Raw genomic sequence first — 16,970 nt, 5'->3', positions numbered from 1 at the left:
GAAAAAAAACTTAAATTTCCTATAGATATTCACCTTTGAATTTACACAAACGATACCAGCGGACATAATATTATTTCTTGTCCGGATAAGAGTACAAACAAAAAACTTTCTTCCTCTACTATTCTTTCTTCTTCTTTCTTTCCTCCTGACTCCTGTACGGGCGAGCAGAAAAACTGATAACTGTTAACTCTTAACTGATAACTGAAATGGCTACCTTATTTTATCGGAACTTGCGATTATTAATACTAACCATACTAATTATTGTGGTCTGGGGAGTATCATCTTTTTTAACATTGCCACGACTTGAAGATCCAGAATTAACTTCCCGCTTTGCAGTCATCACAACTTTTTGGTCAGGAGCTGATGCGGAACAAATAGAAACATTAATAACAGAAAAAATAGAAGAACAATTATCTGAAATTGAAGAAATTAAAACTACAAATTCAACTTCTGTCGTTATGGGTTCTACTCGTCATGTAGTTGCCACAACCTTAACTACAATGATAGGATTTGTTCCTTTATTGGTACAAGGTGGTCTTTTTTGGCCTCCTTTGGCGATAGCGATCGCTGGTGGTGTTGGTGGTTCAACTTTAGTAGCTCTCTATCTTGTTCCCTGTTCGTATTTATTGATAGCTAATTTTGGGACTTTAGGGAGTAGGGAGTAGGGGAGTCTGGTAGAGTGTGTTACCCTAGCGCTAACACACCAAAACCCTATATCTATCGAAATTAAGAAAACACTAATGAGTAAAATTTCTGAAATTACTATAGAAGAATTACTAGAACTTTACGCTGCCGGACAGCGTGATTTTACTAGATACACAATCGAATACACAGACCAATATTTCGAGAACGGAATCGACTTAAGAGGAGTTAAATTCAGGGGAGATAGCCTGGAAAACCACGGTAATGCGCTACAAAACAGTAACTTGAGTGGAGCCGACCTCAGAAGTATTAATTTTTGCAAAGGTTGTCTCGAGCGAGCGAATTTGAGTGGTACTAAATTGAATAAGGCTTTTTTGTGGCGAGCTCGCTTCACCCAGGCTAACCTGAGTGCAGCTAACCTTAGTGGCTCTGACTTGCAAGAAGCTTCTTTTACTTATGCTAATTTAAGGGAAGCCAATCTGAGCAGTACTTATTTATGCGAGACTCGCTTCGCTTGCGCCGATCTGAGCGGAGCTAACTTCACTAATGCTAAGATTGAAGGTTATATTAACTTCTCTAAGACTAATTTAACTCGAGTTGACTTCACAGGAGCTAGTGTAGAAGTCAGTTGGGATGAAATTAGTTTTAAAGAAGCTTATTTTGAAAATACAATTATGCCAGATGGCAGCATCCGTAACAGTTAATTTCGACCTCAATAAACTTAAGCAAATCCCCTAATTCTTCCATAAAAATTAGGGAATTTATAAATTTTTAACTCGTCAATTGAGCAATAGTTTACAATAATAAAAAACTTTCTTATCTTCTTCCTTCTTCCTTCTTCCCTCTTCCTTCTTTCTTCTGCTATTTAACTTTTTCTAGCACATTAATAATCTCTTCTGGGTCGAGACGTTGTGTATAATCTGGGTTAACAAAAGCATGAATAATTGTACCATCTGAGGCAACTACATAAGTGGCAGGAATTGGTAATTCAAAACTTTCATCACCGTTGTAAGCTGGTAAGTCAATGCCAAAACTTTGATATATTGGGCGTAATTCTTCGGGAAGTTGAAATACTAAACCAAATTCTTTAGCAACTTGATTTCCCCTATCGCTTAAGACTTCAAAAGTTAATTCGTTTTTCTCTGTTGTGGAAAGAGAGTTGTCTGCCGTTTCTGGAGAAATTGCGATTAATTTTGCTCCTAATTCTGTGATTTGTGGCAAATACTTTTGTAAACCTCTTAATTCCATATTGCAATAAGGACACCATCCGCCACGATAAAAGGAAATTACTACAGGACTTTCTACAAGTAATGAATTTAATTCTACTATTTTACCTACTGCATTTGGCAAGCTAAAGTTAGGAACTTTTTCCCCTACTTTTAAGCTATTGTCAACAATATCGGAGTTAGCTAAATCAACTACCGCTTTATTCATTTTTTCCTTTGCATCTTCTGGTAGTTGGGCTTGTATTTCAGCTTGGAGTTGTTGTAAGTTTTTGGTTAATTCCATGGGATTTTCTCCTATTATTTAGAATGATTGTTCCAATTAAGGCAAAAAAAATTGGCGTTGGTAAATTAGGGTATGATATTAATCTTAATTACTGAGGAGTCAGGTAGGGGAGCCGTCGGATTGGCGAGGTACAGGAATCAGGAGTCAGGAGGAAAGAAAGAAGAAAGAGGAATAGAAGGAGAAAGTTTTTTGTTTGCTGGCGCACAACGCATCCTATCGGAATGAAGGGCGCAAACTTTAACACGGAGCGCAGAAAGGAGTTCTATCGACCTCTTACCCGGACATGATATCATACCTCAAATCACCAATGCCAAAAAATTAAAAGTCGGTAAATTAATCTATAGCAACGAACAAGTTACTTAGGATATAGAGTGATAATGAACCTCAGACAGGGAAATGTTTTCCCCCAGATGAGCTGTTGCCTGTTGCCTGTTGCCTGTTATAAAACAGAAAGAGCCATTCTAGCTATATCTTGTAATGCTTTTCGGTCAGGATTAACTTTAGAAATTACCCGTAAACCTTGTAAGCAACAAGTAAGAAATCTGGCTACGGTAGTGCAGTTATGTTTGTGACTAATTTCACCTTTCTCTTGAGCTGTAGTTAAAGCTTTTTCCAGTGCATTTTCAATCTGTTGGATCTTGGCAGCAATTTGTTTAGCACTGTCTGGGTTATTGCCACCAAGTTCAACAGCAGTGTTTGTAATTAAGCAGCCTTTATGATCTTCATCTGTTACTGCAGAATCAATCATACCATAAAAGATATCTACAATGGTTTGTTTAGAAGCATCATAGGCCTCTAGCTTAGTAATCATAGGTGCTACAAGTCTAGAGTCGTAATAGGCGATCGCTTCTTGAAACAGAGATTGCTTATCGCCAAAAGTATCATAAAGACTGCCTCGGTTGATACCCATCTTATCAACTAAGGTTTGTATGGAAGTCCCCTCATAGCCATAACACCAGAAGGTTTGCATTGCCTTCATTAATACTTCATCCCTATTGAACTCTTTCTGCCTGCCCATTACCTTTGATTTTAACTGCTCATATTTTTAAGATAGCAATTCTGGAATGATTAGTCAAGTATTAATAATTTAGAATTTAGAATTTAGAATTTAGAATTTAGAATTATACCATTTTGAAAAAAGAATGTTACGAATAAGATGTCTACTAATTATCCGGACATGATATAAAGCACATTCCAAGTATATGAAGGAAGTACAGATATGAAAAATTAAATGTTCCTAGTGCGAGCATCTTGCTCGCTTCGAGGTGTACCTCATCTCCCCATCTCCCCCCACTCCCCCAGCAGGGCTGTTTCATTCTCGATAGACACGGGGACGCGGAGACACACCAGACACGGGGATGGAGGCTTTTAAGCGGCGTTGAACCAAATATTCTCTCAGAGCTTAAAGACGCTTATTGGCTCAAAAATCAGCAAATTTTGGCAAATTTTACCGAAATATTTTGGTTTAAAGCCTCCCCTTGATCGGGGATAATAAATGAAAATTTTCCTGTTCGTCAATCCTCTCCTTGAAAAGAAGAGGTAATTCTAAATTCTAAATTCTAAATTCTTGAAGGTTCCACTATCCCATAATCTCCTGTTCTCCCGCGCATCTTTAATATACAATACTTTAAAACAGCCCTGCCCCCACTCCCTTACTCCCTTACTCCTAACTGGGCAAAGTCCTCAGCATCTAATGGAGGAATGCTAGTTAAAGCCAGATTTTCTGCTACATGGTTAGGAGATTTCATGCCAACTAAGGCCGAAGATAAACCAGGCACACTGCGAGTAAATTGGAGAGCGCGTACTGCATCTGTTTTCAGATTTTCGCCAAGGTAATGAATAATGTTTTGGGGAAGTTGCATGAGGTTTTTAGCTTGGGCGATGGACGCACTAGCGATCGCATTAATACCCAATTGGTTTGCTGCGGTAATGGCAGGTAAAATTTTGCCGTCTACAGGTTGAGTAGGAGTGATAAATGCTTCTGGCATTGTCAAATTTACTGGCAGTTGAATAAATTGAAAGCGATCGCTTTTTCCACCTGCTACTTCTTGCGCAATAGATTTTGCTTTAGCTAAGTCTATGTGTTTTGCATCTGTTGGTGGCACTCGAAAACCTTGCCAAGTAGCTATTCCATAAGCAGTTATTTTGCCAGCATCAGCAGCTTTTTCTAACACTGCAAAAACAGCTTTCAGACGACGATAAAATTCATCCGGAGGAATAATTCCCAGTTGAGTTTCTGGATTATGTAAATAATAAATATCAATGGTTTCCACTCCCAAGTTTATTAAGCTGCGCTCTAGTTGGTCTTGAATATATTCTGGGTGCATACAGTGAATTCCTGCCACCATATCTGTCATTTGAACATTAAATTTGGAGTTATCTACATACTCTTGTTTAAACCATTTTTCTCTTTCTCGGTTAGGAATAAAACCGCCCTTGGAACAAATAATTAATTCTGCTCTCGATACTGTTTGTGATTCTATTAAATGAACAAGAGCTGCTTTAACACTCATTTCTCCATGTTGAGACCGATAATTAATAGCAGTATCTATTAAATTTATTCCGCTTTCTACCGATTTAATAATTGCTTCTGTGACTAAATTATCTGTTGTGGCATCTGATGTTCCAAGATATGTGCCGATACCTATTGAACTCATTATTAAGCTATTAATTTCTCGGAAGTGTTTTTGAGGACATTCTGTTTGATGGAGTTGAGCATAAGACTTAGTTGCTGCTATTGTTGCTTTTCCTGAAATCACTATTTTATTCCTTGATTTTTTTTCAGTTATTAATATCTTGAATACTGTTTTGCATTTATTAAAAAATCTATGTTATCCATCAATTAAACGCAAAAATAAGCCCCTAAATTTATTGATGGCACGGGAAATAATTGGTGAGGAAATAAACTGAATAATGAACCTGAGACAGGGAAAAATATTTCCCACTGTTGCCTCACACCGAGTTCGCTACCAAGTGTGTCTAACGTGCGTTGTGCGCCAGCTAAACAAAAAAACTTTCTCCTTCTATTCCTCATTTCTTATTCTTTCTTCCCTCCTGACTTATGACTTCTGACTGATGTCTAATAGACATCTCCAAAAATCAAAAATCAAATCAATTATCACACAGAAATTATCAATTTTTTCTCCCTACTGCCTACTGCCTACTGCCTACTGCCTACTCCCTCTTTTCTAGAGATGTCTAATATTCATCAGCTCGTATTACCAATAATACTCTGGTAGTTTTATTGATATCTTCTGGTGCATCTGACAGCATAATCATACTTGTATCTAGATAGTCAATTTTCCAAACGTATTCTACATCATCCATGATAACTTTACCCCCATTATGTTCACCTTTAGGATCGTTTTCTGACGTAAAATTAGAAAAATCTTGAATTTCTTTAAATAGTTGTTTTTGCTTTTTTCTGGGTAATGCTAATACTTGCCTACTCATTTTGTAATCTCCTAAACTTTTATCCCCATTTCTAAAGCGATCGTTTAACTTAGCTATTGTTGTTTTTTTAACTTGTTCTTCTGTAGTTCTATTCCACAATTCTTGAGCAGAATATACTAAAGGATTGAATTTCTCAAAGACACTTCTATCCCAACATGAAACTGATTCAATTTTTGCTATTAAACTTGACCAATTTATTTGATTATCAATTTTGATGGCTCTTTCTGGCTGAGGTTTATCTTCTATTAACAGTAGAGTTAAATATGGCATTTTTTGCAGTTTATATAGAGGAGAAGGTAAAATATCTCCACCATAATGATTAATCCAGATGTGATAAATATAATCATTTCCAGATAACCTGAAAAGTACATATAGTGGTGCAACAAATACAGGACCTACTTTTGTGATGAAAACTCCTGCTTTAGCAGTAACCTTTACAGAACTTTCTAAACTCCAACTTTTCCCAGGAGACACTTTTAATAAAAATAATGGTTCATAATCTGTTGTTAACCCTTTTCCTGTAGACAGAGGTAAAAAAATTTGATTTGTTCCAGAACGAGAACTAGTTAAAATCCAATTCCAAGTTGACGTACCTACTGGAGACTGACTAAATATCTTCAAAAAATCATCTGGTTGAGATTCAGGGCATTGTTTACGTTGATTTAAGAGTTGTTTATTTCTGCTCATTTTTTCTATAATAGTTTGATTTTAAAGATTTTTTTAAGTTTCCAGATTTTTATAGTTAATATTAACTGTGCATTAATTTTTTGACTTTTATTGGCACTTGAACTAAACTATAGAATAGCAATTTACTTCTTAAATTTTATAATAGCTTAACTACAGAAGAAAGAAGAAAGTAAAAAAATTAATTAAGATTTCAGTTGATTTTGGCTACTAGATTTTACGATGACCAGTTTTCTACCTGACTCTATGTTGAGTGTTTTGGCCAGAAGTTCCTGTTGATGAACTTAGTTGAAGTAGTAAAATTTTCTCTTAGTGTAGGTATTAAGTATTACACAGTCGATGGTAAATGAAAAATATGAAAATTTTGGAAAAATATGGGTTCAAATTTATTTGGTTGATTTAGGTCAGTAACACAACTTAAAACTTGATATTTTTATACATAGCTAAAACTTATAACTACAACTTCATTTAATCATTTATAAATCATGGTATTTATTAATTGATTTTATGATTATTTGCATATAACTATTTTTAACTTATTTGTTTGATATATAATTGTTGATAAACTAAGATAAAAAAGTTTTTGGCAATTATCTTTAGCCAAAAACTTACTGGGATAAGTAAGTAATGTTTCAAAAAAAATCTATATTTTCTTAATGTAAGCTATCAGCTATCAGCTATCAGCTATTTTTTAGTTTTAGATCAAAGCTTTATTAATTAAGTCAGAATTAAATCTGACTACAAAAGCTGACTTTAAAGTCTATATTAATTTCTACTCCCTCTTTAAGATTGGGATCTCATTGCTGAAAGCTGACAGCTAATAGCTGTTTGCGCAGCAGTCCGCAGGAAATGCTTACTTCTTAATAGATTGGCGATCTAGCAATCCTAAATAATTCGTGATAAGTACTTGAGTAATTGTAGCTATTGACAAATTAATTCTTTCTCCCTACTCCCTACTCCCTACTCCCTACTCCCTACTCCCTATCTTTCTCCTCACTCCCCTACTCCCTCACTCCCTCACTCCCCTACTCCCCTACTTCCCCACTCCCAACTTACAGAGGTGATGGGCAAACAGACAAATAAATAAATTTGGGCATCGTCATCTTTTATACTTCTCAATTGCCCATCGCCCATCACCAATATAAAATTTAGTTAATCATCCATACTATCTATACTGAGGGGCACCATATCACCATTATTCGTAAGTCCTAATAACATCGATTCATTTGCTCGTATCACTTTGCCAGTAAGCACACATCGTTCCTCCTGTTGGGCCGTTGCAGGAAGACTAGCTCGAATATCCGAATGGGAAAACTGTGGCCGATAATCTCCAGACTTTTGCTGGACATAGTTCCAGAGGATATCTCGAATCAAAGCTTGATAGCCCTTATTATTAGCCAGTCTTTTCAACCTATCCTTTAACTCCCTTTCCAAACGGATGCTAGTAACTTCCATATCAGTAGTTGAAGTTCTAGGAATTGTGTACATGATTTTTTTTCTCCTTAATTTTTAGGTAGACATCTCTGTAATATTAGTGTAGTATAAAAAAGGTTAGATTTGAAACCCAACTTTTTGAGAGCCTTCCTGTGAACTATTCATTTATTCAAGCCATCCCTCTGTCAGAAAACAACCTATTTGAAGGTTGTAGGACTATTTCATGGCTGATGTTGGGAGAAATATTATGTAATGGAAATGACTTTGGCATTGATTATGGAGGTTTGGAGCTACTCGAAAAATTTAATCATATTTTTCAGATTGAAGGGCCAAACATTAGGTCAAATCAATTTCTCAGAAGCGGGAGGTACAGACCAAAAAAATCTGTACATAAGTCAGACTAAAAGGTATAAAAATCTTTTTTCTAGCCCCCGCTTCCGAATAAGTAGAAGCAGGGGTTGTTAGTTTTAAATAGGACCGGGAAATATAAAAATAAAATTAATTTTTGAATTCGGACAATTAAAAAGCATTAAGCATTTCAGTAGTTCAGCAATCAGCGGTCAGCTTGGCGCAGACTGCTCCGTAAACAGATACCTAATTATATTCACAAATTTTTAGGCTGAAGTACTGAAGTGCTGAAGTGCTAATAGCTAATTAATTGAAAAACCAGTTGCTATAAAAAATCTAAAATTTTAAATTTAGGAGGTAAAGCAGTGACCAGCATGACTCAAGTATTAAACCAATCTGTAGTCGTATTTTCTCAGAACTACTTACCCATGACCCGCGTAAATATCAAGCGGGCGATCGCTCTGCTGGTGACTGGCAAAGCTGAACCTCTAAATTTTGATAATGGTAGTGGCTGGGCTGTGCGTTCTCCTAGTTTGGTCTTATATGTGCCGGAACAAATTCGCCTAACGATGGCCTCCCAAGAACGGGTGTGGAAAGTTCCTCCAGTCAACCGCAGGGAAGTGTTAAAGAGGGATCATCATCGTTGCCAATATTGCGGGGCTACTAAACGTCTCACCTTAGATCATGTTATTCCTCGGTCTAGGGGTGGTAAACATAGTTGGGATAATGTAGTTACGGCTTGCGAAAGGTGCAATGCAATGAAAGGTAATCGTACTCCTGCTGAAGCAGGGATGAAATTATCACACCAACCGAAAACACCAATACATCCGACTATTGCATTTGCTGAACAGTTCTGGCGCGAACGACAACACGAGGTTTAGAAGCTCTTATTTTTTTACTGAAGCAGACCTAAAAAGTTGTCTATAAGTTTCGTTAGTTCTAGGAAGTAACTAGAGCTAAATTTTGATGTCGTTATTTTGAGCAGAAAATAGTCAAAATAATATCCTATATCAGTTCACTTTCACTTTAAAGATGTCAAAAATAGTTTCAAATTACATAAGTGAAATAATTTCCTGAAATTACTGTGGCAGCAAAGTTTGGAGTCTATAAAATCTTACTTTTGACTTTTGACTTTTGACTTCCGTGAAACGGTATTTTGACTTTTGACTTTTAACTTCCGTGAAACGGTATTTGCGCCAGATGTTGCTAACAAAACTAATTTCAATAACTGCAAAGAGTTTTGAGTTTTGAGTTATAGATTACAGTACTTTTGAGGGTAGTGAGGTACAGTTATAAGATTTATTTATTCCTATATTCCCTGTTGCCTGTTGCCTGTTGCTTGTTGCCTAGAGCAATAAAACTTTGTACCTCATGCACTAGAAAACTGCTGTAATTACTCAATAACATCCGAAGCTCTTCCAATTAAAAAAGGAGAGACCACCGGGAATGCTAAAGTTAACTTATACTGAATCTGGCTTTTATATGGAGCGTTTGGCTCAATCTCCCGAACAGTTGATAGCACTGCGGGTAATCTTGGCTATGCGAGTTGGTCAAAAAATTGTAGTTGAACCAAGTTCTGCAGCTTTTTTGCTACCTGTAAATTTACCTGAGTTGTCGATGTTGGAGATGGCTGTGCAAAAAGAGGGTGGAGATGATATTGCCCTTTGTGTTGCTGATGATGAGTTTGTGGAAGTTAGTTTAGGAGGAACTTGGATAACAGTAGATCCAGAATATGAGAATGGAATTTTTATTACTGCGTTGAGCGATCGGATTGAATTGTTACTTTTTAAGTTGTGGCAAGCGACTGAGGCGAATGCGTCAGTGAGTCAGGAAGCCAGTGATTGTTGAAATTGTCAATAGGCAATATATAGAACCCATTTGGTATCTATTTAAAAATAGAGGAGGAGATGGGGGGATGGGGACCCACCCCTAACCCCTCCGGTGGAGGGGAATTTGGGGAGATGGGGAGATGAGAGAATTTTTCTACCTACTTACGTTATCGGGTGGCGCGGGGTCGCATTAGCTTTTTCCCCTATTCTCGTTCCTGAATTTCCACAACTTATGATGACTGAGGACTGCAACCAAAAGCATATACCGCGTGCAAAGCTCCCACTCAGGGGTTCTATATAAGTAATAATGTAGGGATGCTCCATGGAACATCTCTACAAGAATTTCAGGCAATATTCTCTTTTTTGTCAGGAATGCGATCGCTAATTATCCAAAAGTAGTTTCAAATTAAAAATTAGACAAGAGGGATAAACTATAGATTTAACTTATCGCGTCAGTAATTAAAATTATTTATTTTAATCAAACAAGATACGATTTTCCCCAAATTATTACAAAATATTTCACGCACTTGCGTTGTTTCAGCGATTTGGTATCATAATTTGTACATAGTATATGATGTTATTCTTGTAGCTAAAAGTAAAAAATCCTCTATTTAATCAAGCTACAACTTAGTATTTACGTTAATATCACCTCCAATATTCACATTGTTTGTCTGGTTGGATAACTTGAAAAAAACAAATTTTAGATAAGTAGAAGTGCTTAAGTAATCATAGCCATTGACGGATTAATTTTTATAAGGTAGGAAAGTAGTGATTCAAAACCGAATATTTCAGGAATTGTCATTTCAGTTGTCAGTTATCAGTTGTCAAAAATAATAGGTGTTGCTGAATTAAGGGATGAATATAAGTGGGGTGGGTATCCTGCCCATCCGAAAATATAAAGAACGGGAAAATATAAAGAACAGGAACGGGCAAGATGCCCATTCCACAAAACTATTAAAATCATCAGAAATATCCTAGCTATTTGTAGCAAAAATTTATCAATTTGGTATTACCAAATAATTAATAATTAAATAATTCTGGTTTAAAGCCTCCTCTTTTAAGGGGAAAAAAAGTGCTAGGATATTTCCTTATATTCAATCAAGAACGGTTTTAACCAGAAGTAATTATCAATTATCCATTATCAATTATCAATTAATGAATTCTTCTTTCCCTCTTATAATATGTATTACAGGGAATTTACTCTCTCACAATTAGAGTTTTAATTTAATTTGATACTTCAGGAACGAGTTGAATTATTCAAGTCTATAAAATCTGTAAATCCTAGTGCCTTATTGAGAGAAATTTTGGCTGAAAATATTCCTTTGGCATTAGAAATTGATACAGAAAAAGCTCGTTTCCTGACGGAATGCTCCGCAAACAGAATTGATTATTTCTCCAATTATTGTGGAACTCAGAAAATACTTTAACCGCCAAATTAGTTTATTTTCTGGCACAGAATTTAATGTGGATAAAAGTAAGGGATTAACGGGAAGATGTGATTTTATAATTAGTTATTCACCCAAACAGTTAGAAGTAACTGCTCCTGTGGTGACAATTGTTGAGGCAAAAAACGATAATATTAAATCTGGAATAGCTCAGTGTATTGCAGAAATGGTGGCTGCTCAATTGTTTAATCGACAGAAAAATCATCAAATTTCTTGTATTTATGGAATTGTGACAACAGGGAGTAATTGGAAGTTTTTAAGGTTGACAGAAAATCAAGTGGAAATTGAAGCGGGTGAGCATTTTATTGGGAATTTGGAATCTCTGTTTGGCATTTTAATTTATATCATTGAAAATACTTGTTATGATTAATTGTTTCGTAAAATAGGGGGTATTATAGCGAGTTTCATTTCAGTCAAGTACACTGCTAGCAGGAAAAATTACTATAGTAATAAGTAGAATTATTTAAGTCTGTAGAACTTGTAAATCCTAATCTCAAAATAATTTTATAATTAAGATAACACCAAAATATCTATTCCACCTGAGCGCAAATTAAGCAAACATAAACATTCACTATTTGTGAGATTAAATCTTTGCTTTAAGTCTTTTGAAAACTGGTTTAATTTCATAACCAATAGCTTCTGAAATTAACTTGCATTCTTCTGAAGTAACAAATTTTCTGACATATTCAGGAAATTTTTCAGGGATGTAAGCTTCTTCTAGCCACTGATGAAATTCTCCCAGTAATTTATAGGGATAAATATTAGCAAGCTGTTCACCTCTTTTATCTGGATAATGGTGAATATACTGTTCAAAATCTGTTTCATATCCGTTCTGTTTTAGCCAATGACACCAAGTTCTACCAACCGAAATGTCAATAGTTGCTCTATCATGTAAAGAGACATTGTTAGATTCCAAATTCCTCATTAATTTACCAACTTCTTCAAAAACACACCATCTACCTTTTGGTAGTTTAGTTTTCTCTTCAAACAACCTTAAGCGTTCGTACCAAACACGTTGGTAAGGGTGCAATTTTATAGGTTCCTGAATAGCAGGTTTTTGATTTGTGAAAAGCCATTGCTCGACCCATTCAGACACCATCATTTCAAATTCAGGTGAAAGCCACATCGCAAAAGAAACAGCAAGCTTAGGATGAATCCAAACTTGTTGATTTTTACCTTCTCCTTTTTTTTCCACAAGATGATAAACCTCAACTCTTGTTTTATCAGACAAAAGCTCTATGTATTCATTTGTTCTATCCTTTTCAAACCAGCTATTGGGGTTTTTATACTTTCCTGTTTTATTTTTGTATGCTCTCGCTAATTTAGTTGCGTTGATATAGCCGTCAGAATGGCGTTGAGTTACTACTAATTCCCCAACAGAGTGTTCAATGTAGTGCATTCTAATTTATCCTTTTTTAAATAATTTACTTAATTTGTAAAATAACATTTGTTTATAATAAATAAAAGCAAATATAGGTAGCATTTTCCGAACTGAAAAGTTCGTCAACCACTAATCATAGAATAAAGTTTTGCTGTGGGGATAATTTACTGTAATTTTAATCTATGAAAAAATATTATTGATATCGAGCAAGTATTATTAATTAGCCATAATAAAATATTTTCTCTGATAAATTTCTCCACTGCTCCCTGTTCCCTGTTCCCTGCTGCTTAAAATTTTTATGGTGGGTATTCAAAGATACATGGTAAGCATTTCCTGCGGAATGCTGCGAAACAGCTATTAGCTGTCAGCTCTTAGCTCTTATGAGGGGATTTTAATATATAGATTTAAAGGCAGCTTTTAGGCGTAAAATTTAATTCTCATTCAATGAGTAAAGCTTTTATCTATAACTAAAAATAAGCAATAGCTGATGGCTGATAGCTGACGGCTGAATGCTTACGATACATGATATGACACGAATTAACTCTCCTTTGAATATCTCAAATCCGCTAATAACTTTATGAATACAATGAGCAAAATTTTCCCAATAATGCTCGTATAGACAAATAATAATTCCAGCATAATTGGGATAGACTTAACAAAGTCAGAAGTCAGAACTCAGAACTCAGAAGTCATTTTTGTAACGGGAATCTGAGCAAAGCTCCAAAAATATTTCGCCTTAAAAGGCGGGGTTGCGCGACCCATATTATTTTGATAATGTGATTTTATATCTGTACGATTTAGAGTTAAAATCGTATGATTTTATTTAATGGTAAAAACCAAAACTTACTCATAATGAAAGTGATGATTAAGTAGGTAGTTAAACAATTAATAATTAATAATTAATAATTACCTCTCTTTGAAAACGGATAGGATTGACTCAAAGGAAAAATTTTTCTTGTTTCTCCTTGAAAGGAGATGCATTTTACCTTAATTATTTGGTAAAACTAAACGTAAAATAACTACAGCAAGTAAATTTCATCAAACTATTATGAATTCTGACTTTTTCTTTAATTAATTTCTGCCAAGACTCCCCTTAATACATCTGCATTAACCTGGTCTGTAATCTTGACCACACCCACCCCAGTCGGTAACACAAACCTAACTTTACCCGCTTTAACCTTTTTATCCGTCTGCAAAGAAACCAAAATTTCCTCAATATCCAACCCACTCGGCAACCTCGTCGGTAAACTAGCTTTTTCAATCAAAGCTAACTGACGGCGATCGCTCTGTTCATCCCACATCCCCAACTCTACCGCCAACCGACTCGCAGCCACCATCCCAATAGCTACTGCTTCACCATGAGTCACCATAGTATAACCAGTCAAACTTTCCACAGCATGACCGATAGTATGACCGTAATTCAAAATTGCCCTTAATCCCGATTCTTTTTCATCTTTCTCTACCACATCAGCCTTACTTTGGCAAGACCTAATCAAGATTTCCTCTAATAACCCTGGGGTGAGATGATTAATTTCATCAAGCTTCTGACTATTCTCCATCTTGGCAAATAATTCCGCATCCCAGATAGTTCCATATTTAATAACTTCTGCCATTCCACCCCGAAACTCACGCACAGGTAAAGTTTTCAATACTTCCGGGTCAATTAATACGAGACGTGGTTGGTGGAAAGCGCCGATGAGATTTTTACCTTGGGGATGATTGACTCCCGTTTTTCCCCCAATAGCAGCATCCACCATTGCTAATAGAGAGGTGGGAACCTGCACTACATTCAAACCTCGCAACCAAGTCGCTGCTGCAAACCCAGTCATATCCCCAACTACCCCACCACCCAGGGCGACCATTGTCGAAGACCGTTCCATACGGTGTGCTAAAGCTGCATCGTAAATATTATTTAGGGTTTGAAAGTTTTTGTATTGTTCTCCAGCAGGGAGGGTGCAGTGAGAAACATCAAAACCCGCTTGTTGGAGAGAAGCGATCGCTCTTGAGCCATAATGACCAAATATTTCTGGGTTGGAGACCAGCAAGACCTTTTTGCCCAAGTTGAGGGGTTGCATTTTTTGGCCAAGTTTGTCGAGGTTGCCAGGGGCGATCGCTATTTCATAAGATTTGGAGGGTAGTTGAACGGTGATGGATGCCATGGATAATTTCAGACTTTGCTATTTTGAACATTAAATATTAGACTTAATTTTATATTATTCGCCATTTTGGAGAAAAGTTAATGACTGTTGATGGAATTATTGCTTTCGTTGTATTGTTTGTTGGTGGTTTAGGTGTAGCTACAGTTTTAATGTTTGGCTTGCGTGCTGTTAAGTTAATCTAGAATTTTATGTTAAGCATTCAGTAGTCAGCCATCAGCTATCAGCTATTGGTTTTAGTTTTAGATAAAAGCTTTAATAATTGAGTCGGAATTAAATCTTACTACAAAAGCTGGCTATATTAATTGAAACCTCCTTATGAGAGCTGAGATATAATAGCTGTTTCCGCAGCATTCCGCAGGAAATACTTACATTTTATGAGTTCTCCCGTTAGACGTTTTTTAATAGTTTAGCGGGAGTTTATAAGATACAAAAATCAAATATGAAAATCAAGTTACTGATTTAAAATTATTTTATGAGGATGATTATTTTGAGTGCTTAGAAAAGATAATTAAACTGCTAAATAATTGTCAATTAGAGAGCATAGATTATGATAATTTAATTGCAGAGTTAGAAGCCTTGGGTAGAAGTTAAAAAAGCACGGTTGAAAGTTTCGTGATTTTAATTATTCAACATCTTCTATTTTATCAATATTGGGAAAAGGAAAGAGATGATAATTCTAGACATTGGCAGACAGAAATTTTAACATTTCGAACTCAGTTGGAACTAAAACTCACAACAAATTTACGGAATTATTTAGTTAATAGATTAGATTATCTTTATGGTAAAGCCAGAAAAATTGCTCAAGTTAAATCGGAACTGAAATTACCAGAAATTAACCCTTATACTCTCGAACAAATACTTGATGAAGATTGGCTGCCAGGACAAATTATAGATTAGAAGCTACCATCGGTTTAGTTATTTTGATTTATAAAATTATAGATATGCACGAATACACAATTATTGGTTACGACAGAAAAAAAATTATTACTCCTTAGCATTTTTGAGTGGAGTTTTAAGTCCATTTTTCGTAAGTTGGATGAAACAAGTATTAAATCCTAGTTAAAGTAGCTCAAAAACTTGAATCTAAACCTTAGAAAAAAGTTGATTTAGTTCCATTTAGCACCGCTGTATTATCAATGCAAATCAAGCTCCTTGTTTACAGAATTTTGTATATAGAACCCATTTGGGATCTCCTGACCTAATCATAAGCCTTACAGTTTCTTGGTTTAATCATTATTGGCATAAATAGTTACTAAAGGCTATTACCTAGACCTAAATTGCTCAAGATATTAGCTACTTCAGAAGCTAATTTAGCTTGAAAAAGATACGGTTAGGGGTTCTATAGAAACTATAGATTTTCTATATGCGGGACACGGTGTTTATTGCGATTGAGACATCAATGTAAGAATGATTGCAGCCAATTCATAATAGTTTTACTAATTTTATTTTCTAACAATACGCTTTCAACTATTTTATTTTTTCTGGAACTTGTCTAAATTAAGTTATATACTGTATTTGATATTTGACATCTCAAAAGCGGAAAACTCAGACAACGCTATTTTTCTTTCTATTGTAGATAACTAAAGTCTTATTCCAACTTCGGTCTGGCAATATAAATCAGGACAAAACATAATTTAGTTAATCCTTAAAACTTAGTTTTTGAAGGTAATAGCTAATATCAAATATGGATAATTGATGAAAAAACTATACAAGGCAAATCTCCCTACTCCTCACTCCTTACTCCTTGATTTATAGCAGTTGCCATAACTGTATTTGACATCTCAAAAGCTAAAAACTCAGACAACACTATTTTTCCTTCTGTTGTAGATAACTAAAGTCTTATTCCAACTTCGGTCTGGCAATATAAATCAGGACAAAACATAATTTAGTTAATCCTTAAAACTTAGTTTTTGAAGGTAATAGCTAATATCAAATATGGATAATTGATGAAAAAACTATACAAGGCAAATCTCCCTACTCCTCACTCCTTACTCCTTGATTTATAGCAGTTGCCATAACTGTATTTGACATCTCAAAAGCTAAAAACTCAGACAACACTATTTTTCCTTCTGTTGTAGATAACTAA

The 16,970-nt window shown here is 35.4% G+C and carries 15 protein-coding genes and 1 pseudogene; 9 read left to right on the top strand and 7 right to left on the bottom strand.

The genetic code is table 11. The features are described 5' to 3' along the window. The first annotated feature begins 206 nt into the window (after positions 1-206). Both F6K27_RS26515 and F6K27_RS26510 read left to right on the top strand, forming a co-directional pair. Positions 207-665, top strand: coding sequence for an efflux RND transporter permease subunit (locus tag F6K27_RS26515; RefSeq protein ID WP_287277504.1), 459 nt, complete (start codon positions 207-209; stop codon positions 663-665). A gap of 75 nt (positions 666-740) precedes the next feature. Next, positions 741-1,346, top strand: a complete 606-nt coding sequence (locus F6K27_RS26510) for a pentapeptide repeat-containing protein (RefSeq protein ID WP_287277502.1) — start codon at positions 741-743, stop codon at positions 1,344-1,346. Positions 1,347-1,503: 157 nt separating this feature from the next. Here the strand turns inward: F6K27_RS26510 and F6K27_RS26505 are convergent, their stop codons facing one another. Then, a complete protein-coding gene (locus F6K27_RS26505; protein WP_287277501.1) occupies positions 1,504-2,151 on the bottom strand; it encodes a peroxiredoxin-like family protein in 648 nt (215 codons plus the stop codon). Positions 2,152-2,223: 72 nt separating this feature from the next. Here F6K27_RS26505 and F6K27_RS26500 point away from each other — a divergent pair, with 72 nt between their 5' ends. Then, complete coding sequence (locus F6K27_RS26500) at positions 2,224-2,376, top strand: hypothetical protein (protein WP_287277499.1); 153 nt, start codon at positions 2,224-2,226, stop codon at positions 2,374-2,376. 214 nt (positions 2,377-2,590) lie between these two features. Here F6K27_RS26500 and F6K27_RS26495 read toward each other — a convergent pair whose 3' ends face one another. The 4 genes from F6K27_RS26495 to F6K27_RS26480 all read right to left on the bottom strand — a co-directional run bounded on the left by F6K27_RS26495 (position 2,591) and on the right by F6K27_RS26480 (position 7,776). Beyond that, positions 2,591-3,169: a TetR/AcrR family transcriptional regulator gene (locus tag F6K27_RS26495; protein WP_287277498.1), complete on the bottom strand. Its 579-nt coding sequence runs from the start codon at positions 3,167-3,169 to the stop codon at positions 2,591-2,593. A 634-nt stretch (positions 3,170-3,803) separates the two neighbouring features. Further along, complete coding sequence (locus tag F6K27_RS26490) at positions 3,804-4,910, bottom strand: aldo/keto reductase (protein ID WP_124144706.1); 1,107 nt, start codon at positions 4,908-4,910, stop codon at positions 3,804-3,806. 439 nt (positions 4,911-5,349) lie between these two features. Continuing rightward, a complete protein-coding gene (locus tag F6K27_RS26485) occupies positions 5,350-6,291 on the bottom strand; it encodes a DUF3768 domain-containing protein (protein WP_287277496.1) in 942 nt (313 codons plus the stop codon). Between the two features lie 1,149 nt (positions 6,292-7,440). After that, entirely contained in the window at positions 7,441-7,776 is a 336-nt protein-coding gene (locus tag F6K27_RS26480; protein ID WP_124144708.1) for a ribbon-helix-helix domain-containing protein, read from the bottom strand. Between the two features lie 98 nt (positions 7,777-7,874). Here F6K27_RS26480 and F6K27_RS26475 point away from each other — a divergent pair, with 98 nt between their 5' ends. The 4 genes from F6K27_RS26475 to F6K27_RS26460 all read left to right on the top strand — a co-directional run bounded on the left by F6K27_RS26475 (position 7,875) and on the right by F6K27_RS26460 (position 11,714). Next, on the top strand, positions 7,875-8,126 hold the full coding sequence (locus tag F6K27_RS26475) for a hypothetical protein (RefSeq protein ID WP_124144709.1): 252 nt from the start codon (positions 7,875-7,877) through the stop codon (positions 8,124-8,126). Positions 8,127-8,444: 318 nt separating this feature from the next. Continuing rightward, positions 8,445-8,951: an HNH endonuclease gene (locus F6K27_RS26470; protein ID WP_338043174.1), complete on the top strand. Its 507-nt coding sequence runs from the start codon at positions 8,445-8,447 to the stop codon at positions 8,949-8,951. Between the two features lie 565 nt (positions 8,952-9,516). Further along, the gene (locus tag F6K27_RS26465; RefSeq protein WP_287277493.1) at positions 9,517-9,918 is read left to right on the top strand and encodes an alr0857 family protein; all 402 of its coding nucleotides are present in this window, start codon (positions 9,517-9,519) and stop codon (positions 9,916-9,918) included. A gap of 1,364 nt (positions 9,919-11,282) precedes the next feature. Then, complete coding sequence (locus tag F6K27_RS26460) at positions 11,283-11,714, top strand: hypothetical protein (RefSeq protein WP_353736075.1); 432 nt, start codon at positions 11,283-11,285, stop codon at positions 11,712-11,714. Positions 11,715-11,927: 213 nt separating this feature from the next. Here F6K27_RS26460 and F6K27_RS26455 read toward each other — a convergent pair whose 3' ends face one another. After that, positions 11,928-12,743 (bottom strand): KilA-N domain-containing protein, encoded by an 816-nt coding sequence (locus F6K27_RS26455; protein ID WP_287277491.1) that lies wholly within the window; start codon positions 12,741-12,743, stop codon positions 11,928-11,930. A 1,049-nt stretch (positions 12,744-13,792) separates the two neighbouring features. Further along, positions 13,793-14,884 carry a 3-dehydroquinate synthase gene (aroB, locus tag F6K27_RS26450; RefSeq protein ID WP_287277490.1) on the bottom strand — a complete coding sequence of 364 codons (1,092 nt, stop codon included), beginning with the start codon at positions 14,882-14,884 and terminating at the stop codon, positions 13,793-13,795. Between the two features lie 80 nt (positions 14,885-14,964). On the opposite strand from aroB, the gene F6K27_RS26445 reads away from it, so the two are divergent. Continuing rightward, a complete protein-coding gene (locus tag F6K27_RS26445) occupies positions 14,965-15,066 on the top strand; it encodes a cytochrome b6-f complex subunit PetL (RefSeq protein WP_124144714.1) in 102 nt (33 codons plus the stop codon). Positions 15,067-15,316: 250 nt separating this feature from the next. After that, positions 15,317-15,781: pseudogene (locus F6K27_RS26440) on the top strand (DUF29 domain-containing protein). The last annotated feature ends 1,189 nt before the right edge of the window (positions 15,782-16,970 follow it).

Source organism: Okeania sp. SIO2F5, assembly GCF_010692685.1.
Taxonomy (GTDB): domain Bacteria; phylum Cyanobacteriota; class Cyanobacteriia; order Cyanobacteriales; family Microcoleaceae; genus Okeania; species Okeania hirsuta.
The sequence above is the reverse complement of the archived record's forward strand: the minus strand, read 5'-3'. Positions and strand labels throughout refer to the sequence as shown.

What these genes read in the sequence shown, in the direction of transcription:
- F6K27_RS26445 (WP_124144714.1), top strand. Translation starts at nt 14,965, where the DNA reads ATGACTGTTGATGGAATTATTGCTTTCGTTGTATTGTTTGTTGGTGGT.
- F6K27_RS26510 (WP_287277502.1), top strand. Translation starts at nt 741, where the DNA reads ATGAGTAAAATTTCTGAAATTACTATAGAAGAATTACTAGAACTTTAC.
- F6K27_RS26480 (WP_124144708.1), bottom strand. Translation starts at nt 7,776, where the DNA reads ATGTACACAATTCCTAGAACTTCAACTACTGATATGGAAGTTACTAGC.
- F6K27_RS26485 (WP_287277496.1), bottom strand. Translation starts at nt 6,291, where the DNA reads ATGAGCAGAAATAAACAACTCTTAAATCAACGTAAACAATGCCCTGAA.
- F6K27_RS26500 (WP_287277499.1), top strand. Translation starts at nt 2,224, where the DNA reads ATGATATTAATCTTAATTACTGAGGAGTCAGGTAGGGGAGCCGTCGGA.
- F6K27_RS26465 (WP_287277493.1), top strand. Translation starts at nt 9,517, where the DNA reads ATGCTAAAGTTAACTTATACTGAATCTGGCTTTTATATGGAGCGTTTG.
- F6K27_RS26505 (WP_287277501.1), bottom strand. Translation starts at nt 2,151, where the DNA reads ATGGAATTAACCAAAAACTTACAACAACTCCAAGCTGAAATACAAGCC.
- aroB (WP_287277490.1), bottom strand. Translation starts at nt 14,884, where the DNA reads ATGGCATCCATCACCGTTCAACTACCCTCCAAATCTTATGAAATAGCG.
- F6K27_RS26455 (WP_287277491.1), bottom strand. Translation starts at nt 12,743, where the DNA reads ATGCACTACATTGAACACTCTGTTGGGGAATTAGTAGTAACTCAACGC.
- F6K27_RS26470 (WP_338043174.1), top strand. Translation starts at nt 8,445, where the DNA reads ATGACTCAAGTATTAAACCAATCTGTAGTCGTATTTTCTCAGAACTAC.
- F6K27_RS26495 (WP_287277498.1), bottom strand. Translation starts at nt 3,169, where the DNA reads ATGGGCAGGCAGAAAGAGTTCAATAGGGATGAAGTATTAATGAAGGCA.
- F6K27_RS26515 (WP_287277504.1), top strand. Translation starts at nt 207, where the DNA reads ATGGCTACCTTATTTTATCGGAACTTGCGATTATTAATACTAACCATA.